The following is a 24271-nucleotide window of genomic DNA, read 5'->3' as shown; positions in this document are numbered from 1 at the left end:
GTTTTCTTGTCATATCTGCATGATTCCTCCTCATTTTGGCGGCCGAGGTGCTTTGTGACAACCGGATGACAGGCCATTCGTCGCCTGAGCGCAACGGAATGGTGGATCAATCGTTGAATTTGCCGGGTGCCTCGCCGCCTGCCGACAGGACCGTGGCCCGGGTTTCCAGGCCGAACACGCTGCGGCCGCCGTAGTCCGGCGAGTCTGCGCGCTCCTGTTCGATGAAGTCCGGCAGTGCCGGCCCGCGCGCCGTGCGCTCCAGCTGGCGGGCCTGGCGCTCCAGGCGCTTGAGGGCATCGAGTTTTTCCTCGTTGCCCAGGCTGGCCTGATGCACCGCCGTCTTCATGACGTCTATGGTCTGGTCGTAGACGTCCAGCGGTACGGGGTAGGGGTGGCGGTCCTTGCCGCCGTGCGCCATGGAGAAGCGCGCGGGATCGGTGAACCGGCAGGGCGCGCCATGCACGACTTCCGCGACCAGCGCCAGCGAGCGCACCGTGCGGGCGCCGACACCGGGCACCAGCAGCAGCTCGGCGAAGTCCGTGGGCCCGCATTCCGCGGCGGCGGCCAGGGCGCCGTGCAGGCGCCGCAGGTTGACGTCCTTGGGACGCACGTCGTGATGCGCGGGCATGGCCAGGTGCGGCAGGGCCGGTGGTGCATGATCGTCGGTTGCCAGCGACTCCGGCTCCAGCAGCGACAATTGGCGCTGCGCCGCCGCTGGCTGTTTGCTCGGCCGGGCATCCGGGCGCCCGGCCGGCAAGGCCAGCTCGCCGGCCCGCGCGACGATGAAGTCCGGGCCGTCATCCCGCAGCAGCGCCAGCTGTCCGCCCCGCGATGCGGCGGCGCGAGGATCGGTCAGGTTGACGATGCGCCCCTGGTTGGGGCCGTCGATGGCGCTGTGCGGCGCGTCGACGAAGCTGCTCAATCCTTCCGACAGCCAGTGATAGCGCCTGGCCGTGCGGCTGTCGCCGTTCATGCCCTGCTGCACCACCGTCCACTTGCCGTCGTCGGTGACGAAGAACCCGTGCAGGTACAGGTCGAAGCCATCCTGCACCGCCGCGCTGTCCACTTTCGCCACCAGCCGGCTGGCGCGCGCCAGGGCGTCGCCGTCCACGCCCACCCGTTCGCCGATCAGCGCGAGTTCCTGTGGCGTTTTGCGCGAGTGATTCCCGCGCCCGCCGCACACGTGTATGCCCAGTTCGCCCGCCATGGGCGCCAGTCCACGCTTGAGCGCGCCGATCACGCTGGTGGTGATGCCGGAGGAATGCCAGTCCATGCCCATGACGGCACCGAAGGACTGGAACCAGAAGGGATGCGCCAGCCGGCGCAGGAATTCATCGCGGCCGTAGTGGTGCACGATGGCCTGCGCGATGATCGCGCCCAGGCGCGACATGCGCGCGCCCAGCCAGGCCGGCACGCGGCCGCCGTGCAGGGGGAGATCGGCGCTGCCCGCTCGTCGCATCGCGATCGGCCGCCGTGCTCAGGGACGCCGGCCCAGCGCGGCCAGGTCGTCGAATACCGGCACGATGGCCAGGAGGACCAGCAGCGCCGCCAGCGGCACCGTCGCGATGAAACCCAGGTGCTTGAAGCCCAGCGCGCCGGCAACGCCGCCCAGCAGGAACATGCCCAGCAGGGCCGCCAGCAGGCGCAGCCGCGACCGGTTGGCCATCACCTTGTGGTCCACGCCGCGGTCGCCGATGTTCCAGTAGATCAGCTTGCCCAGTTCGATGCCGATGTCGGTGACCACGCCCGTCATGTGGGTGGTGCGGATCTCGGACTTGGAAATCTTGGTGATGATGGCGTTCTGCAGGCCCATGATGAAGCAGAGCAGGCCCACCGTGGCCGGGACGACCAGCATGCGCTGCTGTTCCAACTGCGTGCCCATCAGGCCGAAGACCAACAGCAGCGCGGCTTCCAGCATCAGGGGCATGGCATATTCGCTGTGCGCGCCGCGCCGCCGGCCCCAGTTGATGAGTATGGCCGACACGCCGGCGCCGACCAGGAAGGCCAGCAGCGAGCACATTCCCGCGATGACCAGCGTGATTTCGCCCAGCGCCGTGTGGTCGGCCAGCGCGGAGACGATGCCGGTCATGTGCGAGGTGTACTGTCCCACCGCCAGGAAGCCGCCGGCGTTGGCGGCTCCCGCGACGAAGGCCAGCGAGATGCCCAGCCGGCGGTTGCTTTCGGTCGTGCGGCCGGGGCTGGTCAAGGCACGGAGGTAGTGCACGGGCATGGCGGCGAAATGGGTAGGAAGCGCCTGGCGCGGTGGCCAGCCCGGTCATTCTACTCGCGCCGCTATTTCTGCCGCTCAGGATCCAGCTGTTCGGTGTCGAGCCGTTCCGGGTCCAGCCGTCCCGGGTCCAGCCGGCCGCCACGGCGGCGGGTCAGCAGGGTGATTCCCCACATGATGACGCCCAGCAGCAGCAGCCAGCCGGCCACCTGGTATTGGATCGGATCGCGGCCCGTCATCGGCGTCACGAGGAACAGGCAGGTGGCCGCGCCCAGCCACGGCACCACGGTGTGCACCCGGAAGTGCTCGTGCGATACGCCGTCGCGCCGCAGCACCAGCACCGCGACGTTGACGAAGGCGAACACGCCCAGCAGCAGCAGGGCGGTCGTTCCCCCCAGCGCGCGGATGGCCTGCGATTCGGCGCGCGCCACCAGCACCGTCAGGCCCAGGCCGATCACAGTGGTGAAGAGGATGGCCGCCCAGGGCGTGCGGTTGCGTTGGTGGACACGGGACAGGAACGACGGCAGCACGCCCTGGTTGGCCATCCCGTAGAGCAGCCGGCTGGCCATCATCATATTGATCAGCGCGGAATTGGCCACCGCGAACATGGAGATGACGGGCATGATGGTTTCGGTGGGCAGGCCGGGCGCCGCGCGCTGCACCACCAGGACCAGCGGCGTATTGCTGGCGGCCAGTTCGCCCACCGGCACCAGCGCCACCGCGCAGATGGAAACCAGTACGTAGATCACCGCGGTCAGGCCCAGCCCCGTCAGCATCACCTTGGGGAAAATGCGGCTGGGCGAATGGGTTTCTTCCGCCATGTTGACGGAATCCTCGAAGCCGACCATGGCGAAGAACGCCAGCGTGGTGGCAGAGGTCACGGCCAGGAAAACGCTCTTGTCCTCGGGCGTATCGAAGGCGATGGCGCGGGAAAAGTCGGCCTGGCCGCCGGCGATGGCGTAGAAGCCCAGCAGGATCACCATCAGCAGGCCGCTGAGCTCGATCAGCGTCAGCACCACATTGGTCTTGATGCCGTGCGCGGCGCCGCGCAGGTTGAGCAACATGATCAAGATGAGAAAGCCCAATGCGCCCAGCGTGACCAATTCCCCGCCCGCGTCCATCCCCAGCGCTGCAAACAGATTGGCCGCGAAGGCGCGCGATGCGGTGGCGGCCGAGGTCAACCCGGAGCACATCACCGTGAAGCACACGATGAAGGTCAGGAAGTGCACGCCGAAGGCCTTGTGCACATACAGCGCGGCTCCGGCGGCCTGCGGATACTTGGTCACCAGCTCCAGGTAGGACAGCGCGGTCAGCAAGGCCACCACGAAGGCCACCAGGAAGGGCAGCCAGGCGGCGCCGCCGACTTCCTTGGCCACCTGGCCGGTCAGTGCGTAGACGCCGGTGCCCAGGATGTCGCCGACGATGAACAGCAGCAACAGCTTGGGACCCATGACCCGGGCCAGCGGGGTACCGGAATCGGATGGCTGATTCGTGGAGGATGAAACCGTGGACATTTGGCGACTCCCCTGTGCCTTTATTGAGCCTAGCGCAGAGCAAGTCGCGGGCCCGAGCGGTACAGATGCCGGGCCCCGGTACAGTTGGCGGGAGAAATCCGGTGACAGAGGGAAGGAATTATCTGAATTTCAAGGCAAAACTCCGAAATGTGTAAACTGTCCCTTTAAAAATCCAGCACAGGCGGCTCGCACGGGCCCGGGTCGGCTCCCAGCCGCGGCGCCGTCGATCGCGCAGCAGATGAAATACGGTTATCTGGAATTCCGGTATGGCAACGACGCCAACCGCACTTCGGTGAACATCGGCGACAACATCCAGTCCCTGGCGACCCGGGCGCTCTTCGCGCGCCTGGGGATAGCGGCGGAAGACATGGTGGGCATAGACCGCGACGCGCTGCGCGACTATGCCGGCGAACCGGTGCGGCTGATCATGAACGGCTGTTTCCACGAAGGCTGTTTTCCCCTGCCGCCGCAGGTCGAGCCGGTGTTCTTCGGGTTCAACGCCGAAACCGAGTCCGTCGTCACGCACAACCGCGACCTGCTGTTGCGGCATCAGCCCATAGGCTGCCGCGATGCCGTCACCCGGCGCATGCTGGAAAAGCACGGGATCGCCGCCTTCGTCACCGGCTGCGTCACGATGACCTTGCCGCGCCGCGACGCGCCGCCGGCCGATGGCGTGCCGGTGATCGCCTACGGCAGCGGACCGGGCGCCCTGCCGGCGGTCGTGCTGCAGGCCTTGCCCAAGCCCATGCTGGAATCGGCGCGACTGATCTACCAGCGCGAGCCCATCTCCTGTACGCCGCTCGGCGATGGTGACGTGGCACGCATGGAAGGACTGGCCGCCCGCTACCTGGACTTCTACCGGCGCCAGGCGCGGCTGGTGATCACCCCCTTGCTGCACGTCGCCAGCCCCTGCCTGGGGATGGGCGTGCCGGTCGTGCTGATCCGGCGCGACCGCAACGCGCGCTTCACCGCCATCGACAGGCTGATTCCGCTTTACACACCGGAAGATGCGCGCCGCATCGACTGGAGCGCCGGCCCCCTGGAGCTGGAAGAGTTGAAGGGCGCCATGAGGGATATCGCCGGTGCCATGCTGGGCGGCCGCTCGCCGGATCCACGCGCGCTGGCCGTGCTGACGCGGGCCTACGACCAGGATCCCATCCTGGAGCCGCCGCCGCGTTCCTTCAAGCGGCGCCTGCGCGACCTGCTGCGCGGCAGGCGCCTGGTGCCCGCCTGATCCGGCGCAATCCTTACAAGCGCTTTAATGCGCCGGTCAGCTAGGCCGGCTAACGTATGGGCTCGTGGTGGTCCGGGCGCCTTTGCCCGGAGGCGTGCCCCATTGCACCGTTCCTGCGGGAAACAAGGGTTCAGCGCACGCAGGCGTTTCCGCCCCGGTTCACCGGGACGACGCGATTGCCTTGCATCGTTTTCCTTCCGCGGCTCTGTTGGTCCGGATGTCCTGGGGCGGCCGCATTCCGCCTTGCCAATCAGGACAACAACATGCAGCAATCATCAACGGTGGACAGACCTTCCGGCTTGACCATGGCACGCTCGGTCGTGCGCGTCACGGCCGGCAATTTCCTCGAGCAGTTCGACTTTTTCCTCTTCGGGTTCTACGCGACCCAGATCGCCGCCGTCTTTTTCCCGGCCAGCAGCGAGTTCGCCTCCCTGATGCAGACCTTCGCGGTATTCGGCGCGGGTTTTCTCATGCGTCCGCTGGGCGCGATCGTGCTGGGCGCCTATATCGACCGCGTCGGGCGCCGCAAGGGACTGATCGTCACCCTGTCGCTGATGGCCAGCGGCACCATCCTGATCGCCTTCGTGCCGGGCCACGCGACGATAGGCCTGTTGGCCCCGTTGCTGGTGCTGCTGGGCCGGCTGCTGCAGGGCTTTTCCGCCGGCGCCGAACTGGGTGGCGTGTCCGTCTACCTGGCTGAAATGGCGACGCCGGGCCACAGGGGCTTCTACACCGCCTGGCAATCGGGCAGCCAGCAGGTTTCCATTGTGGTGGCCGCGGGGCTGGGCTTCGGGCTGAATCACTGGATGGATTCGGCGACCATCGCGGCCTGGGGCTGGCGGATTCCGTTCTTCGTCGGTTGCCTGATCATTCCCTTCATCTTCGTGCTGCGCCGCCGCCTGGAAGAAACGCAGGCCTTCAAGGCGCGCACGCATCGGCCGGGCTTGCGCGAATCGTGGATCTCGCTGGTGGCCAACTGGAAGCTGATGATAGGCGGCGCGCTCATGGTGGCGATGACCACGACGGCCTTCTACCTGATCACCGTCTACGCCCCGACCTTCGGCAAGACCGTGCTGCACCTGAGCACGTCCGACAGCCTGCTGGTGACCTTGTGCGTCGGCGTGTCCAACTTCATCTGGCTGCCCATCGGCGGCGCGATCTCCGACCGCGTCGGCCGCAAGCCGGTGCTGTTGACGATGACCGTGCTGGCCATCGTCACGTCCTACCCCGCGCTGACCTACCTGGCCGACGGTCCGACCTTCGGCAAGATGCTGACGGTGCTGCTGTGGCTGTCGTTTTTGTACGCCGTCTACAACGGCGCGATGGTGGTGGCGCTGGCCGAGGTTATGCCGGCGTCGGTGCGCGTGGCCGGGTTTTCCGTCGCCTATAGCCTGGCCACGGCCATCTTCGGCGGCTTCACGCCGGAGATTTCCACCGCCCTGATCCATGCCACGGGCGACCGCGCGGCGCCCGGCTACTGGATGACCTTCGCGGCGGTGTGCGCCTTCGCGGCGACGCTGGCGCTGTATTCGCGCGGCGCGGCGGCCTCCCGCGTGGCGGCACAGGCCTGATCACGATTTCTTCAACTCTCGGCTACCGAGGAGACTATGAAAACTTCCCTACGCACCCTGGCCCTTGCGGGTTCCCTGCTGGCCGCGTCCGCGGCCTTCGCGCCCGTACAGGCCGCCGAGCTGCACGTCCTGATCTCGGGCGGTTTTTCCGCCGCCTACGACAAGCTCGGTCCGGAATTCACCAAGGCCACCGGCAATACGCTGGTCACCGAGCACGGCCCGTCCATGGGCAAGTCGCCGGAAGCCATACCCAACCGGCTGGCGCGGAAGGAACCGGCCGACGTCGTCATCATGGTCGGCTATGCGCTGGACGACCTGATCAAGCAGGGCCAGGTGAACAAGTCCTCGCGCGTCGAGCTGGCCGATTCGCCCATCGGCATGGTGGTGAAGCAGGGGCAGCCCAAGCCCGACATTTCCACTGTCGCCGCCTTGAAGAAGACCTTGCTGAACGCCAAGTCCATCGCCTACTCCGATAGCGCCAGCGGCGTGTACATCGAAAAGGAAATGTTCAAGAAGCTGGGTATCGAGGACCAGGTCAAGTCCAAGGCCACGATGGTGCCCAAGATCCCGGTGGCGTCGAAGGTGGCCGACGGTACGTATGAGGTCGGCTTCCAGCAGGTCGCCGAACTGCTGCCCGTGCCGGGCGTGACCTTCGTCGGCAAGGTGCCGGCGTCGGTGCAGTCGATCACCCGCTTCGCCGGCGGCGTGCCGGTCACCTCCACCCACCAGAAGGAAGCCGCCGAACTGCTGAAATTCCTGGCGTCCGCCAAGGCCCAGCCAGTGGTCAAGCAGACCGGCCTGGATCCGGTCAAGAAGAAGTAGGCGCGGACAGCAGGCGCTCCACGGGGCGCTTCCGCTTACGCGCTCTGCAGCGTTGTCGGGCAGGCGCGGCTGCCGTCCTTGAGTTGCTCCAGGAACCAGCGGCCCGCCGGGCCCGGCGGCCGATCGTGGCAATACACCGCATAGACGGTGATGGGCGGCACGTGGCATTCCGGGCTGACGCGGGTCAAGGCCACCAGCTCGCCGCTGTGCAGTTGCGCCTGCACCATGGCCAGGGGCATATGACCCCAGCCGAAACCCGCGCATAGAAAGGCGTGCTTGGCGCCCATGTCCGCCAGCCGCCAGGTGGACGGCGAGAAAACGCCGTATTGATTGCCGGCCGTCAGGTCGGTGCGATCGGTCAGTACCAGTTGCACGTGACGCGCCAGTTCCTGGCGCGTCAGTTCGCCGTCGAACGACGCCAGCGGATGCGTGGGCGCCACCACCTTCACCATGGGAACGTCCAGCAGCGCCTCGGTCGCCAGGCTATCCGGGATGGTCGGTAGCGAGCCGACCGCCCCCAGGGCGCACGTGCCGTCCAGCACCGGTTTGACCAGGCCGCCCAGCGCCTCGACGTACAGGCGTAAAGGCGTGTGCGGAAAGGCTTCGTGGAATTTGCCCACGGCCTTGGTCAGCGCCTGCATGGGATACATGACGTCGATCACCACCGTCAGCTCCGGCTCCAGGCCCTCCGCCATCGATTTGGCCTTGGCCTTGAATGCGTTCATCCCGTTCAGGACGGCGCGCGCTTCCCGCAGCAGCGCGTGTCCCGCTTCCGTCAGCACCGGATAACGGCCCCCGCGATCGAACAGCCTGACGCCGGTCTGCGTCTCCAGGTTCGCCAGCGTGTGGCTGACCACCGACTGCGCGCGGCGCAGTTGTCGCCCCGCCGCGGAAAAACTGCCGGCTTCCGCCGCGGCGACGAAGGTGCGCAATTGGTCCAGCGAGATCGCTTCAAGCATAGGTATCGGGATTTTGGATGGATAGGATCGAAATATATGGGCTTCCGAAGATGGGAGGCAACACCCTATGCTGCGCCATCTCATCTTTTCTCCGAGGAGAAACCTCATGACTACCCAGACCGCCTACACCGAACCCGCCATCCCCTACGCCCGCAGCGGCGGACCCGGCGCGCTGATCAGCCGCGTGCTGCTGGCGGCGTTGTTCCTGATTGCCGGTATCGGCAAGCTGGCCGCCCCCGCCGGCACCATCGCGTACATCACCTCCGCCGGCCTGCCGCTGCCGACGGTGGCGTATGCCGTGGCCCTGCTGGTGGAAGTGGGCGGTGGCGTCCTGTTGATCGTCGGCTACCGCACGCGCCTGGTCGCCGCCGTGATGGCCGTTTTTACGGTCGTCACCGCGCTGGTGTTCCACAGTGCCTGGGGCGATGCCAACCAGCAGGTCAACTTCCTGAAGAACCTGGCCATCGCTGGCGGCCTGCTGCAACTGGTGCTGAACGGCGCCGGCGCCTACAGCCTCGACAGGCGCGCGCGTTGAACTGCGCCGGTGGGCGCCCGGACGGCCGCCCGCTGGCGCACCCGTGGCCGCGCGACCGTTCCAGGTACGCGCGCTACGCCTCGGCGAACAGGTGTTCCTTGCCCCAGGCGTACAAGGCCCGCAGCACCGGATCGAGTCCGCGGCCTTTCGCGGTCAGGTGGTATTCCTTGTGGTCGCCGCGTTCCGCGGACGGCTGCGTCTCCAGCACGCCCTGTTCGACCAGCTTGCGCAGGCGGGTGCTCAATATGTTCCTGGCCAGCCCCAGGTGCTGCTGGAAATCGCTGAAGCGGCAGGTGCCCTGCATGGCTTCCCGCACGATCAGCAGGCTCCACCAATCGCCGATCACGTCCAGCGATCGGGCGATGGGGCAGGGGTCTTCGCCCAGGCGCTTGCGCTGCATATCGGTCTCCTGAGTTTAAGGTTGCAATTTTAAACCATGCTGCGTATGATCGCCATGGTTTCATTATTAAACAACGCGGCGCGCGGCTCCGATCCCCGGACCGCCTGCGCCAGCGGCGCCCGGCCGGCCAGGACCGGTGCCGCGTACATCCGGGATGGCCCCACCATGACGACGCTTTTCGATCCGCTTTCCATAGGCGACCTGCATCTGCCCAACCGTATCGTGATGGCTCCGCTGACACGCCTGCGCGCGCCCGGCAACGTGGCCAACCGCCTGATGGCGGAGCATTACGTGCAGCGCGCGACCGCCGGCCTGATCATCACCGAAGGCACGCCCGTCAGGGATGACGGGGTCGGCTATCAGCACGTGCCCGGCATCTGGAGCCAGGAGCAGGTGGATGGATGGCGCCTGGTGACCGATGCGGTGCATCGCGCGGGTGGCCGGATCGCGGCGCAGCTGTGGCACGTAGGGCGGATTTCGCATCCGGCGCTGTTGCAGGGCCGCCAGCCCGTGGCGCCCAGCGCCATCGCCGCCGAGGGCCACGTGAGCCTGTTGCGGCCCAAGCAACCCTATCCGGTGCCGCGCGAACTCGCGCTGGATGAAATCCCCGGCATCGTCGACGCCTTCCGGCAAGGCGCGCGCAATGCAAAGGCGGCCGGTTTCGACGGCGTCACGATACATGGCGCCAACGGCTACCTGCTGGACCAGTTCCTGCAGGACGGAACGAACCACCGCACGGACGCCTATGGCGGCAGCGTCGAAAACCGCGCGCGGTTGATGATAGAAGTCATCGATGCGGTGCTGGAAGTGTGGGCGCCCAATCGCGTGGGCCTGCACCTGGCGCCGCGTTCGCCGTCGTACTCGATCAGCGAAAGCGATCCGGCGGGTACGTTCGGCTACGTGGCGCGCGCCATGGGCGAGCGCAAGCTCGGCTTCCTGTTCATCCGTGAAACGCAGGGCGAAGGCGCCTTGTTCTCGATGCTGAAGCGCGAATTCGGCGGCGTGTGCATTGCCAACGACGGGTTCGACGCGGTGTCGGCGGCCGACGTCGTCGCGCGGGGCGAGGCCGACGCGGTGTCGTTCGGCAAGGCCTACATCGCCAATCCCGACCTGGTCGACAGGCTGCGTCGCAACGCGCCCTTGAACGCGCTGGACAACGCAACGATCTACGACCTGGATCATTGCAGTCCGGTGGGGTACACGGATTACCCGACGCTGGAGATGCAGGCCGCCTGAGCGGCGCAACACTGTACCGTTGACATGGCCACGCCAACTGGGATATATAAACGGCATACCAATAACGGATGCCTAATTCCAAGGGGTAGTGACCATGACTACGGCTGTCCTAGCGACAGGGCCGGCTGCCGCCGCGCCCGCGCGCGACGAAGTGCTCAGCGTTCGAGACGTGGAGATCCGCTACGGACACGCCACCATCGTTTCGGACGCGACTTTCACCGTCCATCGAGGCGAGTTCATCACCCTGCTGGGACCCAGCGGTAGCGGCAAGACGTCGCTGCTGCGGACCATCGCGGGATTCGTGCCGGCCAGCCGGGGCGAGATCCGCCTGCAGGGCGAGTCCATGAGGGACGTGCCGCCATATCGGCGCGACGTGGGACTGGTGTTCCAGAACTACGCGCTGTTCCCTCACATGACGGTGGCGGAGAACCTGGCGTTCGGACCGCGCATGACGCGCGTGCCCGCCAACCAGATCGAAGATCGCATCCAGGAGTCCCTGTCCCACGTGCGGCTGAGCCAGTACGCCGCGCGTTACCCGCACGAACTGTCGGGGGGGCAGCAGCAGCGCGTGGCCATCGCACGGGCGCTGGCCATGCGGCCGTCGCTGCTGTTGCTGGACGAGCCCATGTCCAACCTGGACGCGCGCCTGCGCGCGGAGATGCGGGTGGAGCTGACCGCGCTGCTGAAGAAGCTGCGCGTGACCGCCGTGTCGGTGACGCACAGCCAGGACGAAGCGCTGGCCATGTCCGACCGCGTGATCGTCATGGCCGAAGGCGGGATACGCCAGATCGGCACGCCGGGAGAGATCTATCTGCATCCCGTCGACCAGTTCGTGGCGGGTTTCGTCGGCGCCGCGAATATCGTGCGCGCCGCGTATGCCGGTACGCGGGACGGCCTGCCCATGTTCCGGACCTGTTGGGGGCAGGCCATCCCGGTCCGGTCCGGCGCGGCGGAGATCGAACGGGCCGAATTGCTGCTTATCCGGCCGGAAAGCATACGCGTGCTGCATGCCGAGGCCGACGCCGACGCTCATGCCGTCGGCCGCGCGGCCGCGACGCCGGGCGGCGCCGAACCCGTGTCCGAGGTATCCGGCCGGATCGTCCATCGCTGCTATATGGGATCGCATCTGGAGCTGCGCGTGGACGTGGGCGCCAGTGAACTGATGGCCCGCCATCCGGCCGGCGCGGACGTCGAGGAATTTCCGTTGGGAGAGACCGTCGTCCTGCAATGGCCCTGTCATGCCGTCCAGGCGGTGCGCGCATGACGCCGCCGGAACGCACGGCCGCGGCCGGCACGCCGCCGCCGGATCACCCTGCAGCGGCGGCCACGCCGCCAGGCACAGGCCGCGCGCTTTCAGGGACGGGCAAGGCCACCAAGCCATGGCCCTGGAGCGGATGGCTGCTGGTGCTGCCGGCGCTGGCGATATTCGGCGTATTCGTCGCCGCGCTTGCGGCGCTGCTGGCTTTCAGCCTGTATGCGCGGGGCACCATGGGCGGCGAGCTGAGCGGCGGGCCGACACTGCGGGTCTATGCGCAAGCCTTGTCGAATCCTCTCTACCTTGCCGCGATTTACACCACCTTCCGTCTGTCGGCCATCGCCACGCTGGGCAGCCTGGCCCTGGGGCTGCCGGTCGCGTACTGGATCGTACGCAGCCCCAGCGCACGGTTGCGCACGGCGCTCATCATGCTCGTGGCCATTCCCTTCATGACCAGCCTGATCGTGCGGCTCTATGCGCTCACCCTGGTGCTGGGGAATACGGGCCTGGTCAATCGCGTGCTGCATGGCCTGGGCATCCTGCCCGAGAACGACTTCCTGCCATTGATCCGCAACGAAACCAGCGTGGCGATAGGGCTGGTGTACTTCGTGCTGCCGTTCGTCATCTTCACCTTGGCCGCGGGGTTTCGCCGCTATGACCGCACGCTGGAGGAAGCCGCGCAGAACCTGGGCGCCGACGAGGTCTCGACGTTCTTCCGCGTGACGCTGCCGCTGTTGATGCCCGGCATCGCGGCGGCCGGGACGCTGGCCTTCGTGCTGGCGGGCACCGCGTTCGCCACGCCCCTGCTGCTGGGCGGCGGCGCCGTCCGCATGATCGCCAACGCCATCTATGACCGCGCGATGTATGGCGGCGGCATGCCCGTCGCGGCGGCCTTGAGCGCGCTGGCCCTGCTGTTCACGATGGCTTGCCTGTATGTGGCCGGCCGGCTGACAAGGAGACAACATGCGCGGACATCTTGACGGCGTGCGCCGGCTCAGGCGGCCGGCCGGCTTTTCCGTGGTCTGGGCCCTGCGCGCGATCGCGCTGTTGTTGCTGCTCGCGCCTATCCTGCTGGTGGTGGTTTCTTCATTCGGCGCGCACGCGTACACCACCATCCCGCCCACCGAGCTTTCGCTGCGCTGGTACGCCAATATCTTCGCCCGGGACGAGTTCACGTCCAGCTTTCTCGCCAGCCTGGGCATCGCGGCCATCGTCACGCCTGTATCCGTGCTGACCGGAACGCTGGCTGCCTACGGGATGTGGAAATACCGCTTGCGCCTGTCGCCCGTGCTGGAACCGCTCCTGATGTCGCCCATCCTGTTGCCGCTGGTCGTGACGGGACTGGCGCTGCTCGCTTTCATCAACCGCGTTGGCCTGGGGCCGGGCTACGCGGCCATCGCGCTCGGGCACGTGATCATCACCTTTCCCTACAGCTTCCGCTCCGTGCTGGCGGCGCTGCGCCGCTACGACATGCAGATGGACGATGCGGCGGCCAGCCTGCGCGCGCGTCCCTGGGACACCTTCCGCCATGTGACCTTGCCGCTGATACGGCCGGGCCTGTTCGCCGGCGCGTTGTTCGCCTTCGTCATGTCCTTCGACGACTTCGCCATGACGATATTCCTGATCGCCCCGGGCACCGGCACGCTGCCGATCGCGATCTACCAATACATGGAATTCAACCTGGACCCCACGGTGGCCGCGGTGTCGACCCTGCTCATCCTGATGGCGATCGGTGCGGTGTGGCTGGTCGATCGGACCATCGGAATGGAAAGGTTCATCGGAACAAAGGCATAGTTGATTGGCATACCAATAAGGCATATAATTCGTGACGTCTCACTCGCGTCCCACCACTGAACAGGGCATACCAGACCATGGACCAACTCATCATCTCGGCCGACTCCCACGTCTTCGAACCGCAGGATCTCTGGATCAATGCATTGGGCAAGCGCTTCGGCGACAAGGTGCCCCACGGCGTCAAGAACTTCGAAGGCCATGAAGGCTCTTTTTTCTATCTGGGACGTCCTGGCGAAGCCGCCCGCATGGACGAACTGGTGGCCGCCGACAGCAAGGACCGTCGCCTGGATGACCTGGCCCAGGCCGGGTCGGATCCCGTGTACCGGCTCAAGCTGATGGACTCCGACCACATCGCCGCCGAAGTCCTCAACCCGACCTGGGGCCTGTGGATCCCGCGCATGCCGGACGGCGCCGCGCGCAATGCCTGCGCCGAGGTCTACAACGACTGGATCCAGGAATACTGCTCGCAGGACCTGAAACGCCTGCTCGCCATCGCGATGATTCCCATCATCGACGTGGATTGGGCGATCAAGGAGCTGGACCGCGTCATCAAGCGCGGCGCCCGCGGCGTGATGATAGGCACCAGCCCCGTCGATGACGCGGCGCCCTACCGCGACCGCAAGTACGACCGTTTCTGGGCCGCCGCCGAGGAAGCCGGGCTGCCCGTCACCCTGCACATCGTCACGGGCAAGGTGCGCGACCCGTTCACCTACCACGGCGACAAGGAACGCGAGAACGTGCCCGCCAGCTTCCTCGACCTGTTCCAGGAAGCCGCGCCCGTGCTGGCGAACGAATTCATCTTCGGCGGGATCTTCGACCGTTTCCCGCGCCTGAAGGTATTCCTGTCGGAATACGACGCGTCCTGGCTGCCCATCCTGAAGTACCGCGTCAACCGTATCGAGACCTTCCCCGGCTTCGACAACCTGAAGAAGAAGCCCGCCGGCCGCTATATCGAGGAAAACATCTACGCCGGCGTCATCAACGACCCGCTGGCCGCGAAGCTGCGCACGGAAATCGGCGTGGACCGCATCATGTGGGGTTCGGATTTCCCGCACCCGCCGTGCCCCTACCCGAACACGACGCAGAACGTCGAGCGCGTGCTCGGCGACATGTCGCCGGAAGACCGTTTCAAGGTGGTCGCGGGCAATGCGATGAAGCTCTACAACATCGAGCTTTGAAGGGAAAGCCATGGCGAAGATCCTCGACTTCCTTGGGGCCACCCTGATCGATGGCACGGGCGGCCCGGCTATCGAAAACGGCAATATGCGCATCGCCGACGGGCGGGTGGTCGCGGTGTGGCAGGGCAAGGCGCGACCCGCCGTGGCCGAAGCACCCGCGGACGAAGCCGTGGATACGCGCGGCGCCACCATCATGCCGGGGTTGATCGACACCCACTGCCATATATCCTATGGCGAGGGCAGGGCGGCCGAGGAAATCGACGTCTACGGCGGCGCCGAGTGGGCCGCCGTGCGCGCCGTCTGGAATGCCGGCAAGGTGTTGCAGAGCGGGGTGACGACCATCTGCGACCCGGGCTCCACCTGGAACGTGGCGGTGACCTGTCGCGACGCCATCCTGAACGGCATGTACCCGGGCCCCCGGGTCGCGGCCGGCGGCCGGCATATCAGCGCGGATGGGGGTTTCGCCGACTATTTTCCCAGCTGGCTGGGCATGCCGGTCTCGGCGGAAGGCGTCCTGTGCCACAACCGGGACGACATGCTGCAAGAGGTGCGGCGGCAGGTCAAGAACCGCGTCGACGTGGTGAAGATCAGCGGCGACAGCCAGGCGCAGGAATCCAATCTGGACGCCGGGCCGTGCTTTACCGCCGACGAAATGACGGCCATCGTGCAGATGTCCCACCAGCTGGGCCGCAAGGTCACCATCCACGCGCGCTATGCCGGCACCGTGGCGATGGCGGCGCGTGCCGGCGTGGACTGGCTTATCCATGCCTCCTACATGAAGGCGGAAGACGTCGGCATGGTGCGCGACCTGGGCATCCCCATCTGTCCCACCATGACCTTCGCCGCCAACATCGTGCAGCACGGCAGGGACGTGGGCGTGGATCCCAACTACATCGAGCACAAGCGCCGCGAACTGGACGCCCTGGTCAGGATCCACACCCGGTGCATCGAAGCAGGCATCCCGATGATGATGGGATCCGAGTCGGGCTTCGCGGTCACCCCGTACGGGGAGTGGCACAGCCGGGAACTGGAGCTGATGGTCGAGTTGCTGGGCATGCGGCCCATGGACGCCATCGTCGCCGCCACCGCCAACAATGCCAGGGCGCTGGGTTGGGAAGACCGGGTCGGCACGCTGGCGCCGGGACGGTGGGCCGACTTCCTGGTCGTCGACGGCGATCCCCTGACCAATATCGGCATACTGGCCGACCGCAAGCGCATCCGCGCGATCTACAAGGGCGGCGAGCAGGTCGAGCGTCCGGCGTCGCCGCCCGAGCGTCGCCGCATGGCGCATGAGCGCGGATTCTCGGTATCGACGGCGATGCTGCGGCGCGCCGCCTGAGATCCGGGCCGCCACACCATTCGTCATCCCCGCGGCCGCGATGGCCGCGGGGTTTCCATCCAGCGGGGCCGCGACGTTCCGGCACGCCGCTTATCGATGTTCCAGCAACTGGAGCCTGCCATGTCGAAGCCTGTGTCGCATCCCCCCACTGTTCCCGTGTCCGCCTGGTCCTGTACGAGGCGGGGCGCATTCCGCCTGCTGGCCGCCGCCGCCGCGCTGCTGGCGTTCCCTGGGGCTCCCGCGCTGGCGGAAAAGCCCTTGCGCATCGTCGTGCCATTCTCGGCGGGCTCCACCATCGATTCGCTGGCCCGACTGGTCGCCGCGACATTGCCCGAGGTGTCGGACTACAAGGCCGTCTTCGTGGAGAATCGTTCCGGCGCCGCGGGTATCATCGGCACCAATACCGTGGTGCGCGCCCAGCCGGACGGCTACACCCTATTGCTGCAGGCCAACGGCCTGACCACGACGCCCGCGGTCAGGGATGACCTGCCCTTCGATACCTTGAAGGATCTGGCGCCCGTCATTCTGGTCGGGACGACACCTTACGCGTTCATCGCGCCGGCCAGCCTGCCGGCGACTTCCTTGACCGAATTGTTCGACCAGGCGCGCAAGTCCGGCCAGAAGATCAGCTTCGGGACCAGCGGCCTGGGCAGCCAGAGCCAGTTCGTGCTGGTGCAGCTGGCCAAGCAGGCCAAGGTCGAATTCCTGGAAGTGCCCTTCAGGGGGCAGGCCGAGATCATGCTGGGCGTCATGGGCGACCAGGTGCAGCTGGGCATGATGAACCTGCCTTCGGCCTTGCAGCAGATGCAGGACAAGCGGATCAAGCTGCTCGCGACCATCACCAAGGCGCGTACCCCGATGACGCCCGCCGTGCCCACCCTGGCCGAATCCGGCCTGGGCGACCTGGAAGAGTCCGCGTGGTACGGGTTTCTCGCGCCGGCGAATACGCCCCCGGCGGTCATCGCGGCGCTGAACAAGGGTATCGCGGCGACGCTGCGCCGGCCGGAGGCCCAGGCCAAGCTGGCCGAGATGGGGTTGGATGTGGCCGCCAGCAGCCCCGAGGCCTTCGCCGCGAAGCTCAGGCAGGAAACCGCGCGCTATCGCGCGATCGCCGACGAACAGAATCTGCGGGCGCGCCAGCAGTAAGGCGGGCGGGCCCGGCAGGCGGCACGTCCGGGCGGTACGTTCGGGCGGCCTTGCCAGCGCCCAGTCCGGTGCTCAATCCCGGCGCCCTCTGTGAGGGGGCGCCGAGCGGGATCTACTTGACCTGCCCTTCCAACGTCGACGGCCATATGCGGCGATACAGCCGCGTCAGGATTTCTCCGCACGTCGCGGCCTCGTCGCGGCCGACGGTGGTATGGAACACGGGCTCCACCGCGCCCGCTACACCCTGCATCACCGGCGCGACCACATGGTCGTAATCCGGATTCAGGAAGAAGGGGATGGAATAGCGGTCCTTGCCGAACTTGTTGATCACCCGATGTGGCGTGGCGCGGAACAGGCCGTTGGTCCAGACCTTCATCATTTCACCCAGGTTGATCACGAAGCTGCCCGCGACGGGCGGAACCGGTAGCCAGTCGCCGTCCGGCCCCATGATTTCCAGTCCGCCGGTCTGGTCCTGGGCCAGCAGGGTGAACGCGCCATTGTCGGTATGCGGCCGGGTGCCATAGATGTCGGCCGGATCCGCCGGCTGCTGCGGCGGGTAGTGGATCAGGCGCAGCAGCGAGATCGGCTGCGTGAAATAGCGCACGAACGTGTCTTCGGGCAGATCCAGGCCGAGCGCGGCCAGCCGCATCATCTGTTTCGCCAGTTCGGTGACGTCGGCGACGTAGGCCAGCGCCGCCGGCCGCAGTCCGGGCAGTGCCGTCGGCCAGATATTGCGCCCGTGCAGCGGCTTGTTCGCCAGCAGCCCCAGGTCGTCGTCGGCATATTCCTGCCAGACGTGGAAGCTCTCCAGCATATTGCCCTTCATCTGGGCGTCGTTGCCGAGCATTCTCATGGGCAGGTAGCCGCGCCAGTGCGGGTTGCCCGTCATGGACAAGGCCACTTTCTCATGTTCGGGCAGGGCGAAGAAGCGCTGGGCCTGATCGAACATGCCGTCGATTTTCGCCACGTCCACGCCGTGATTGACGATGTAGAAGAAGCCGACGGTTCGACAGAGCTCCGCCAGCTCGCGCCCGAGCTTGCGGCGGACATCGATGTCGGGATGCCGCAGGTTTGCCAGGTCCAGCAGCGGAATGCGTGTGCCTTGCGTCGCTTCGGATAGTGTCGTACTCATCGTGCTGTTCCTCTTGTCCTTACTTTCGTTGGTGGGAGCCTGGCCATGGCGCGCCGCGTTATCGGCCGTGGCGCGCCAGGTCGATGAACTGCCGGCGTAGGTCGCCGTCCTCCAGCAACCGGCCTCGCATGAGGCTGCTGCGCATCATCGTTTCATGTTGCTTGACGCCGCGCCACTGCATGCACAGGTGGTCGGCTTCCATGAGTATCCCGAGCCCGTCCGGGCGGACCTGGGCTTCCAGCTCGTCGGCGAGCATCGATATCGCTTCTTCCTGGATCTGCGGACGGCCCAGGATCCAGTCGCACAACCGTGCGTATTTGGAAAGGCCGATCAGGCGCGAGTCGGGGTTGGGTACTACGCCTATCCAGACATGGCCCAGGATGGGACACATGTGGTGCGAGCACGCGCTGCGGATGCGGATCGGGCCGACGACCATCAACTGATCCAGGCGCTCGGCATTGGGGAACTGCGTGATATCGGGACGCGGCAGATAGCGCCCCTGGAAGGTTTCCTGGATGAACATGCGCGCCACGCGCGCCGCGGTATCCAGGGTGTTGTGATCGGCGGCCGTGTCTATGACCAGCGATTCCAGTACTTCCTGCAGCTTGCCGGCCACCTCATCCTGCAGCGCGGCCAGCTCGCCGGGTTCGATGTATGGCGCGATGTTGTCATTGGCATGGTAGCGGACGCCGGCGTCGCGCAGGCGCCGGCGGATGCGGTCCGCCACCGACATGCCCGGGTCGGCGCCTGCCTGGGTGGCGAATCGGACGGGTGAGTATCGTGTCAGCACGGCGCTACCTGTGTTCCAGCAGAAAGTCGTGGGCCCGCGCCGTGAAAGGCTCGGCGTGGAAATTCAGGAGGCGATGCGGCCGATCGGGAAAGATCTCCAGGCGCGAACCCGCGATGGCCGCATGCATGCGCCTTGCATAGTGCGGCGGCATGACGTGGTCGTCCGAGCCGGCGGCGATCCAGGTCGGCAGCTCGATTTGGCCGAGACGGTCGGCCACGTCGTGCGACAGGATCGCCTGGTAGTGCCCCATCAGCCCGCGCGTGGCGCGCGCATCGTCCTGCGCCCCGCGCGCCACGCGCCGCGCGATCTCCTGCCGTACGCTCGCCTCGTTGGCATTGACGTAGGCTTCGCCAAAGGCGGAATAGGCGCTGAAGAGCGCCCAGATCTCGGGCGTGGCGTCCTGCAGCACCTTGATCAGCAGGTCGTAGCGCAGCCGCAGATAGGGGTCCGGCCGATCGTAGCTGGCGTACAGCGAAAGCGACTTGAAGCGGTCCGGCGCGGCCAGCACGCATTCCAGCGCGATCGCGCCCCCCAGCGAATAGCCACCGACGTGGCAGGCGCGGATGTCCAGCGCGTCCAGCAGCGCGAGCGCATCCCGCGCCATTTCCTTGATGGTGTAGCCGTCCTCCGGGATATCGCTCTGCCCGACGCCGCGCATGTCGTAGACGATGCATTGGAAATCGCGCGCGAACAGCGGCAGTTGCTCGTCGAAGGTCTTGTGGTCCATGCCGTTGCCGGCGATCAGGAGCAGGGGAGGTCCTTCGCCGACGCTGCGGAAGAAGGTACGGATGCCGTTGGCCATGATGAAAGACATGTCCGATTCCAGGTGTGGGGTTGACGGGAGGGTTGGGGCCGGCTGGGTCAACGCAGCGTCATGGGCGCGATCTGCCGATCCCAAAGGTCCTGCCACGCGGCGCGGTTCGCGATGACGGCGCGCTCGTCGAAGCGGAGCAGTTTGCTGAAGGCTTCATCCGACACCGTGTACCTGGCGTGTTCCGGGGTCAGCTTGGCATCGCGGTTGACCGGCGTGATCTTCAGTTCCCGGGTGACGTTGGCGATGACGTCGGCGCGCAGGAAGAAATCCATGAACTGGGTGGCGGCCCGCGGGTGCGGCGCGTTCTTCACCAATGCGATGACGTCCATGCCGGCGGGCGCGCCTTCGCAGGGAATGACGAACTTGGCCGTGACCCCTTCGTCGATGAGCTTGTACGCGGCGCTCGACACCATCGGGACCGCCCAGACCTCGCCCTGCGCCAGCAGCCGCTGCTGGCTGGCGGAATCGTCGGACACGGCCAGCAGGTTGCGGCCCATCTGCTTGATCAGGTTCAGGCCCGGCGTCACGTCCTGCTCGTTGCCGCCGGCCATGCGGTTGCTCATCAGCAGGAACAGCCCGTTCATGTAGCGAGGCGATGAAACGGCAACCTTGTTCGCCAGGTCAGGCCGCCACAGGTCCTTCCAACAGGTGATGGGCTGTTGGACCTTGTCGGTGCGATAGACGATGCCATAGGGGTATACCCATATGCCGGCGAACATCACCTTGCCCTGGGCGTCACGCGGCGCGCCGAAGGCAGGCAGGCTGGCGAGCGCCGACACGCCCGCCGGATCGACGGGCGCGAGCAGGCCGTCGTCGTAGGCGGTGATCGCATCCTGCGATGTCGCCATCACCAGGTCGATCTTCGGACTGGCGCGTTGCGCCGCGATCATCTGGATATTCACGAGGGATACGCCCGATACGACGCGGACCTTGATCCCCGTTGCCTTTTCGAAGGGCGCGATCGCCTGTTCGGCGATCGCCTTGCCCCAGGTTCCGCCCCATGTGGCCAGGACAACCTCTTCGGCGCGCGCGGTGCCCACGCCTGTCATTGCAGTGGCGATGGCCAGCGCCGCTGCTGCCATCAAACGATGCGGTTTCATATCGGTACCCCTTGAGTCGTTGACAAATGTGCAGCAAAGGCATGTATCATTGGCATGCCATTAAGATATACTTTAATTCACGCCCCCGCAACATTCCCGGTTCTCCATTCATGAACACAGATATCTCCCCGCGTGTCGCCCCCATGGCCGCCGGCGATGACGCCCTGGCGGCAGGCTTCCACGCCGTCGTCGCCGCGCGCCGGTCCATCTATGCCTACGCGCAGACGCCGGTGCCCAGGCGCCTGGTCGAGGCGGCCATCGCGGATGCAATCCAGGCGCCGAATCATCATCGGACGGAACCGTGGCGCTTCCATGTGTTCGCCGGCGAGGGACGCGCCCGGCTGGCGGCCGCCTACGAGGCCGCCGCGTCCAGGGTCGACCGTGACGTGGCGAAGGCGATCCAGCGTGCCTATGACGCGCCCGTCATGATCGTGGCGGTGTGCATGCCGGCGATGGGCAACCCGAAAGTCAGCCAGGCCGAAGAGCGCTACGCGGTGGCTGCCGCGGTGCAGACCATGATGCTGTCGTTCGCCGCGTCGGGGGTGGATACGCTGCTGACCACGGGCGAGTTGGCGGAGTCGCCGGAAGTGCGCGCCCTGCTTGGCCTGGAAGGGTCGGACGCCCAGTTGATGGGCGTCATCAATGTGGGCTATCGCGACCCGGAGCGGCCGGCCCGCCCGCGCCCCCCGATGAATCCCGCGGCGTTCACGACCTGGTGCGAGGCATCATGAACACGCTGACAGATCCCCCGATGGACTCCCGGGTGGCCCCGGGGATGGACCCGCGCACCGACCCGCGCACGAATCCGCTGGCGGCCGCGGAGGCAGGCGAGCAGGCGCAGGACGAGGGCGGCTGGCTCGATGTCGTCGTCCGTGGCGTGCGGCGCGAGCCTGGCGACGTGCTGCTGATCGAACTGGGCGCGCCGGATGGCCGGCCGCTACCGAGCTATGCCGCCGGCGCGCACGTGGCTGTGGAGTGCGGCCCCGGCGTGGCGCGCCACTATTCCCTGTGCGGTCCCCTGGACGACGCCCACCGCTATCGGCTCGGGGTCAAGGTCATGGCCGGCGGCCGCGGCGGCAGCGCTTGGATAGGGCAGAACGCCCGGGAAGGCGCCCGGTGGCGGATCTCGACGCCTCGCAACAACTTCCCGCTGGCGCTCGGGCAACCGGGCTATCTATTCCTGTCGGGCGGTATCGGGCTGACGCCCATCCTCGCCATGCTGGACGTCCTGCGCACGCACGGGCAGTCCGCGCGGCTGGTGCATATGTGCCGTGCGCCGGAAGACATCGCTTTCGGACCGGAGCTCGAAGCCTGTGCGCGCTTCCACGACGTGCATATCCATTGCGACAGCGCCGCGGGCGGATTCTATGACCTCCGGGCGGAACTGGATCGCGCGGCCGCCGACACCGCCGTGTACTGCTGTGGCCCGACGCCCATGATGAACTTCGTGCGGGCGCACGCCGAGACGCAAGGCGCGATGGACCGCTTCCATTTCGAGTTCTTCGCCGGCGAGGTCGCGGCGGCCGACACGCCCTTCGTCGTCGAACTGGGCCGCAGCGGCCGGCGCGTGCCGGTACCGGCGGGCCAGACCATGCTCGCGGCCCTGCGCGGGGCGGGGCTGGTGCTGGAAAGCGGCTGCGAATCCGGTGCCTGCGGCGCCTGCGTGCTCGACGTCGTGTCGGGGACGCCGGAGCATCGCGACGTCTATCTGACGGCGGCCGAACGCGCATCGAACACGTTGGTCGTTCCCTGCGTATCGCGTTGCACGACGGAAAAGCTCGTCATCGATTTATAGCGGGGGATGGCTCCAGGGCCACCCGCGCGGTACGCGTTCATCTCAAAGGAGTAGGTAGGTATGAAGCTCGCCACATTTGCATTGAAGACCGATCCGGGGCAGGCCCGGGTCGGCGTACTCGCCGGATCGCGCATGCTGGACGTCGGGCAGGCGTCGCGCGCCGGCATCATGCCGACGGGCGTCGGGATCGAGTCGATGAAGCAATTGCTCGCGCTGGGCGACCCGGGGCTGGACGCGGTGGGCGAGCTGTCGCGCGCCGCGGCGGGCGCCGATGCCGCGCGCTTCGCCGGCATGCTGCACGACATGGACGACGTCGATCTGCTGCCGCCCATCCAGGATGCGGAAAAATTCCTGTGTGTCGGCAAGAACTACAGGACGCACCTGTCGGAGTTGCAGCGTACCGGCCTGATCAAGGAAATGCCCACGGAGCCGACCGGCTTCATCAAGCTGAACAGCTGCCTGGTGGGCCACGAGGCGAAGGTCGCGCGTCCGGCCACGGTTTCGCATCTGGACTACGAGCCGGAGCTCGTGTTCGTGATCGGCAAGCCCGCCTTCAATGTGGGCCGTGAGGACGCGCTGGACTATGTGGCCGGCATCACCATCCTGAACGACCTGACCTGCCGCGAAACGCAGAAGCGCGAAGTGACGTCGGGCACGAAGTTCTGGACGTCCAAGAACGCGCCGGGTTTCGGTCCGCTGGGACCCTACATCATCACCATGGACGAAGCCGGCGATCCCTACGACCTGTGGGTGACCTGCAGCGTCAACGGGGAAACGCGCATGCGCGTCAATACCTCCGAGCAGATATGGAAGCTGCCCGACATCATCGCGCATTTCTCGCGGCTCATGCCGCTGCTGCCGGGCGACATGTTCTCCACGGGCGCGCCGGGCGGCGTCGCCGTCGGCAAGCCCAACGCGGCAGAACTCTTCCTGAAGCCCGGCGACGTGGTCGAGTGCGCCTTCGAAAAACCGGCGATGGTGCTGCGCACCCACATCGTCGCTCCTCAATGAAACCGGAGTCATCCATGAGCACCATCACACGCGGCGATCCCGCCAACCTGGCCAATGTGCGCAGGACCGTCTATCACCACTACATACGCGTGGACAATCCCGGGTCGCTGATTTTCCTGTCGGGCCAGCTGTCGCGCGATGCGGAAGGCAAGCTGGTGGGGCCTGGCGACATGGTCGAACAGACGCGCCAGTGCATACGCAATATGCGCAGCGTCCTGGAAGCAGCGGGCGGCACGCTGGAAGACATCGTGTCCATCGTGGTCTACACCACCGATGTGCGGCAGTTCAAGGAAATCGTCTCGGCGCGCACGGAGTTCTTCACCGCCAAGCTGCCGACCAGCACCATCGTGGAAGTCAATCACCTGGCCGATCCGGGCCTGCTGATCGAGTTCCAGGCCATCGCGGCGCTGTAGCACGCC

Annotated in this window: 24 protein-coding genes; 15 read left to right on the top strand and 9 right to left on the bottom strand. The window is 66.6% G+C overall.

Going from position 1 to position 24271, the window contains the following annotated elements; translation table 11 throughout:
- Positions 1 to 106: 106 nt before the first annotated feature.
- The 3 genes from CAL12_RS23595 to CAL12_RS23585 all read right to left on the bottom strand — a co-directional run bounded on the left by CAL12_RS23595 (position 107) and on the right by CAL12_RS23585 (position 3741).
- A complete protein-coding gene (locus CAL12_RS23595; RefSeq protein WP_086066846.1) occupies positions 107 to 1459 on the bottom strand; it encodes a DUF763 domain-containing protein in 1353 nt (450 codons plus the stop codon).
- Positions 1460 to 1477: 18 nt separating this feature from the next.
- On the bottom strand, positions 1478 to 2230 hold the full coding sequence (locus CAL12_RS23590) for a YoaK family protein (protein ID WP_086066845.1): 753 nt from the start codon (positions 2228 to 2230) through the stop codon (positions 1478 to 1480).
- 62 nt (positions 2231 to 2292) lie between these two features.
- Entirely contained in the window at positions 2293 to 3741 is a 1449-nt protein-coding gene (locus CAL12_RS23585) for an APC family permease (RefSeq protein WP_086066844.1), read from the bottom strand.
- Between the two features lie 238 nt (positions 3742 to 3979).
- On the opposite strand from CAL12_RS23585, the gene CAL12_RS23580 reads away from it, so the two are divergent.
- The 3 genes from CAL12_RS23580 to CAL12_RS23570 all read left to right on the top strand — a co-directional run bounded on the left by CAL12_RS23580 (position 3980) and on the right by CAL12_RS23570 (position 7368).
- Positions 3980 to 4975, top strand: a complete 996-nt coding sequence (locus tag CAL12_RS23580) for a polysaccharide pyruvyl transferase family protein (protein ID WP_086066843.1) — start codon at positions 3980 to 3982, stop codon at positions 4973 to 4975.
- A 263-nt stretch (positions 4976 to 5238) separates the two neighbouring features.
- A complete protein-coding gene (locus CAL12_RS23575) occupies positions 5239 to 6546 on the top strand; it encodes an MFS transporter (RefSeq protein ID WP_086066842.1) in 1308 nt (435 codons plus the stop codon).
- Between the two features lie 36 nt (positions 6547 to 6582).
- A complete protein-coding gene (locus tag CAL12_RS23570; RefSeq protein ID WP_086066841.1) occupies positions 6583 to 7368 on the top strand; it encodes a substrate-binding domain-containing protein in 786 nt (261 codons plus the stop codon).
- Between the two features lie 35 nt (positions 7369 to 7403).
- On the opposite strand, the gene CAL12_RS23565 is transcribed toward CAL12_RS23570, so the two are convergent.
- Positions 7404 to 8327, bottom strand: a complete 924-nt coding sequence (locus CAL12_RS23565; RefSeq protein WP_086066840.1) for a LysR family transcriptional regulator — start codon at positions 8325 to 8327, stop codon at positions 7404 to 7406.
- Positions 8328 to 8433: 106 nt separating this feature from the next.
- On the opposite strand from CAL12_RS23565, the gene CAL12_RS23560 reads away from it, so the two are divergent.
- Positions 8434 to 8862, top strand: a complete 429-nt coding sequence (locus CAL12_RS23560) for a DoxX family protein (protein WP_086066839.1) — start codon at positions 8434 to 8436, stop codon at positions 8860 to 8862.
- 73 nt (positions 8863 to 8935) lie between these two features.
- On the opposite strand, the gene CAL12_RS23555 is transcribed toward CAL12_RS23560, so the two are convergent.
- Entirely contained in the window at positions 8936 to 9262 is a 327-nt protein-coding gene (locus CAL12_RS23555) for a winged helix-turn-helix transcriptional regulator (RefSeq protein ID WP_086066838.1), read from the bottom strand.
- A gap of 165 nt (positions 9263 to 9427) precedes the next feature.
- Between CAL12_RS23555 and CAL12_RS23550 the strand changes: the two genes are divergently transcribed.
- From CAL12_RS23550 to CAL12_RS23520, 7 genes are all read left to right on the top strand, one after another.
- Positions 9428 to 10498: an alkene reductase gene (locus CAL12_RS23550; protein ID WP_086066837.1), complete on the top strand. Its 1071-nt coding sequence runs from the start codon at positions 9428 to 9430 to the stop codon at positions 10496 to 10498.
- Between the two features lie 94 nt (positions 10499 to 10592).
- Positions 10593 to 11762: an ABC transporter ATP-binding protein gene (locus CAL12_RS23545; protein WP_086066836.1), complete on the top strand. Its 1170-nt coding sequence runs from the start codon at positions 10593 to 10595 to the stop codon at positions 11760 to 11762.
- A complete protein-coding gene (locus tag CAL12_RS23540; RefSeq protein WP_157793108.1) occupies positions 11759 to 12733 on the top strand; it encodes an ABC transporter permease in 975 nt (324 codons plus the stop codon). The genes CAL12_RS23545 and CAL12_RS23540 overlap by 4 nt, the downstream gene beginning before the upstream one ends.
- The gene (locus CAL12_RS23535; protein WP_086066834.1) at positions 12717 to 13547 is read left to right on the top strand and encodes an ABC transporter permease; all 831 of its coding nucleotides are present in this window, start codon (positions 12717 to 12719) and stop codon (positions 13545 to 13547) included. The genes CAL12_RS23540 and CAL12_RS23535 overlap by 17 nt, the downstream gene beginning before the upstream one ends.
- A 77-nt stretch (positions 13548 to 13624) precedes the next feature.
- Entirely contained in the window at positions 13625 to 14725 is a 1101-nt protein-coding gene (locus CAL12_RS23530; RefSeq protein WP_086066833.1) for an amidohydrolase family protein, read from the top strand.
- A gap of 10 nt (positions 14726 to 14735) precedes the next feature.
- Positions 14736 to 16064, top strand: coding sequence for a metal-dependent hydrolase family protein (locus tag CAL12_RS23525; RefSeq protein ID WP_086066832.1), 1329 nt, complete (start codon positions 14736 to 14738; stop codon positions 16062 to 16064).
- A gap of 120 nt (positions 16065 to 16184) precedes the next feature.
- Positions 16185 to 17210, top strand: a complete 1026-nt coding sequence (locus CAL12_RS23520) for a tripartite tricarboxylate transporter substrate-binding protein (RefSeq protein ID WP_157793107.1) — start codon at positions 16185 to 16187, stop codon at positions 17208 to 17210.
- Between the two features lie 112 nt (positions 17211 to 17322).
- Here CAL12_RS23520 and CAL12_RS23515 read toward each other — a convergent pair whose 3' ends face one another.
- The 4 genes from CAL12_RS23515 to CAL12_RS23500 form a co-directional block, all read right to left on the bottom strand.
- Positions 17323 to 18342: an isopenicillin N synthase family dioxygenase gene (locus CAL12_RS23515; RefSeq protein WP_086066830.1), complete on the bottom strand. Its 1020-nt coding sequence runs from the start codon at positions 18340 to 18342 to the stop codon at positions 17323 to 17325.
- A 58-nt stretch (positions 18343 to 18400) separates the two neighbouring features.
- Entirely contained in the window at positions 18401 to 19075 is a 675-nt protein-coding gene (gene folE, locus CAL12_RS23510; protein WP_086066829.1) for a GTP cyclohydrolase I, read from the bottom strand.
- Positions 19076 to 19136: 61 nt separating this feature from the next.
- The gene (locus CAL12_RS23505) at positions 19137 to 19946 is read right to left on the bottom strand and encodes an alpha/beta fold hydrolase (RefSeq protein ID WP_086066828.1); all 810 of its coding nucleotides are present in this window, start codon (positions 19944 to 19946) and stop codon (positions 19137 to 19139) included.
- Between the two features lie 47 nt (positions 19947 to 19993).
- Positions 19994 to 21046, bottom strand: a complete 1053-nt coding sequence (locus CAL12_RS23500) for an ABC transporter substrate-binding protein (RefSeq protein WP_086066827.1) — start codon at positions 21044 to 21046, stop codon at positions 19994 to 19996.
- A gap of 110 nt (positions 21047 to 21156) precedes the next feature.
- Here CAL12_RS23500 and CAL12_RS23495 point away from each other — a divergent pair, with 110 nt between their 5' ends.
- Genes CAL12_RS23495 through CAL12_RS23480 form a run of 4 tightly spaced genes read left to right on the top strand, consistent with a single transcriptional unit; the run spans position 21157 to position 24265 of the window.
- Positions 21157 to 21777 carry a nitroreductase family protein gene (locus tag CAL12_RS23495; RefSeq protein ID WP_157793106.1) on the top strand — a complete coding sequence of 207 codons (621 nt, stop codon included), beginning with the start codon at positions 21157 to 21159 and terminating at the stop codon, positions 21775 to 21777.
- Positions 21774 to 22841, top strand: a complete 1068-nt coding sequence (locus CAL12_RS23490) for a PDR/VanB family oxidoreductase (protein ID WP_086066825.1) — start codon at positions 21774 to 21776, stop codon at positions 22839 to 22841. The genes CAL12_RS23495 and CAL12_RS23490 overlap by 4 nt, the downstream gene beginning before the upstream one ends.
- Before the next feature lie 60 nt (positions 22842 to 22901).
- Positions 22902 to 23852, top strand: coding sequence for a fumarylacetoacetate hydrolase family protein (locus CAL12_RS23485; RefSeq protein WP_086066824.1), 951 nt, complete (start codon positions 22902 to 22904; stop codon positions 23850 to 23852).
- 14 nt (positions 23853 to 23866) lie between these two features.
- Positions 23867 to 24265 (top strand): RidA family protein, encoded by a 399-nt coding sequence (locus CAL12_RS23480; RefSeq protein ID WP_157793105.1) that lies wholly within the window; start codon positions 23867 to 23869, stop codon positions 24263 to 24265.
- Positions 24266 to 24271 lie beyond the last annotated feature (6 nt).

Origin of the sequence: Bordetella genomosp. 8, assembly GCF_002119685.1 — a bacterium.
Taxonomy (GTDB): domain Bacteria; phylum Pseudomonadota; class Gammaproteobacteria; order Burkholderiales; family Burkholderiaceae_B; genus Bordetella_C.
The sequence above is the reverse complement of the archived record's forward strand: the minus strand, read 5'-3'. Positions and strand labels throughout refer to the sequence as shown.

Excerpts from the sequence above, each read along its gene's own strand:
- CAL12_RS23595 (WP_086066846.1), bottom strand. The coding sequence starts at position 1,459 with ATGCGACGAGCGGGCAGCGCCGATCTCCCCCTGCACGGCGGCCGCGTG.
- CAL12_RS23590 (WP_086066845.1), bottom strand. The coding sequence starts at position 2,230 with ATGCCCGTGCACTACCTCCGTGCCTTGACCAGCCCCGGCCGCACGACC.
- CAL12_RS23585 (WP_086066844.1), bottom strand. The coding sequence starts at position 3,741 with ATGTCCACGGTTTCATCCTCCACGAATCAGCCATCCGATTCCGGTACC.
- CAL12_RS23580 (WP_086066843.1), top strand. The coding sequence starts at position 3,980 with ATGAAATACGGTTATCTGGAATTCCGGTATGGCAACGACGCCAACCGC.
- CAL12_RS23575 (WP_086066842.1), top strand. The coding sequence starts at position 5,239 with ATGCAGCAATCATCAACGGTGGACAGACCTTCCGGCTTGACCATGGCA.
- CAL12_RS23570 (WP_086066841.1), top strand. The coding sequence starts at position 6,583 with ATGAAAACTTCCCTACGCACCCTGGCCCTTGCGGGTTCCCTGCTGGCC.
- CAL12_RS23565 (WP_086066840.1), bottom strand. The coding sequence starts at position 8,327 with ATGCTTGAAGCGATCTCGCTGGACCAATTGCGCACCTTCGTCGCCGCG.
- CAL12_RS23560 (WP_086066839.1), top strand. The coding sequence starts at position 8,434 with ATGACTACCCAGACCGCCTACACCGAACCCGCCATCCCCTACGCCCGC.
- CAL12_RS23555 (WP_086066838.1), bottom strand. The coding sequence starts at position 9,262 with ATGCAGCGCAAGCGCCTGGGCGAAGACCCCTGCCCCATCGCCCGATCG.
- CAL12_RS23550 (WP_086066837.1), top strand. The coding sequence starts at position 9,428 with ATGACGACGCTTTTCGATCCGCTTTCCATAGGCGACCTGCATCTGCCC.
- CAL12_RS23545 (WP_086066836.1), top strand. The coding sequence starts at position 10,593 with ATGACTACGGCTGTCCTAGCGACAGGGCCGGCTGCCGCCGCGCCCGCG.
- CAL12_RS23540 (WP_157793108.1), top strand. The coding sequence starts at position 11,759 with ATGACGCCGCCGGAACGCACGGCCGCGGCCGGCACGCCGCCGCCGGAT.
- CAL12_RS23535 (WP_086066834.1), top strand. The coding sequence starts at position 12,717 with ATGCGCGGACATCTTGACGGCGTGCGCCGGCTCAGGCGGCCGGCCGGC.
- CAL12_RS23530 (WP_086066833.1), top strand. The coding sequence starts at position 13,625 with ATGGACCAACTCATCATCTCGGCCGACTCCCACGTCTTCGAACCGCAG.
- CAL12_RS23525 (WP_086066832.1), top strand. The coding sequence starts at position 14,736 with ATGGCGAAGATCCTCGACTTCCTTGGGGCCACCCTGATCGATGGCACG.
- CAL12_RS23520 (WP_157793107.1), top strand. The coding sequence starts at position 16,185 with ATGTCGAAGCCTGTGTCGCATCCCCCCACTGTTCCCGTGTCCGCCTGG.
- CAL12_RS23515 (WP_086066830.1), bottom strand. The coding sequence starts at position 18,342 with ATGAGTACGACACTATCCGAAGCGACGCAAGGCACACGCATTCCGCTG.
- folE (WP_086066829.1), bottom strand. The coding sequence starts at position 19,075 with ATGTCGGTGGCGGACCGCATCCGCCGGCGCCTGCGCGACGCCGGCGTC.
- CAL12_RS23505 (WP_086066828.1), bottom strand. The coding sequence starts at position 19,946 with ATGTCTTTCATCATGGCCAACGGCATCCGTACCTTCTTCCGCAGCGTC.
- CAL12_RS23500 (WP_086066827.1), bottom strand. The coding sequence starts at position 21,046 with ATGAAACCGCATCGTTTGATGGCAGCAGCGGCGCTGGCCATCGCCACT.
- CAL12_RS23495 (WP_157793106.1), top strand. The coding sequence starts at position 21,157 with ATGAACACAGATATCTCCCCGCGTGTCGCCCCCATGGCCGCCGGCGAT.
- CAL12_RS23490 (WP_086066825.1), top strand. The coding sequence starts at position 21,774 with ATGAACACGCTGACAGATCCCCCGATGGACTCCCGGGTGGCCCCGGGG.
- CAL12_RS23485 (WP_086066824.1), top strand. The coding sequence starts at position 22,902 with ATGAAGCTCGCCACATTTGCATTGAAGACCGATCCGGGGCAGGCCCGG.
- CAL12_RS23480 (WP_157793105.1), top strand. The coding sequence starts at position 23,867 with ATGAGCACCATCACACGCGGCGATCCCGCCAACCTGGCCAATGTGCGC.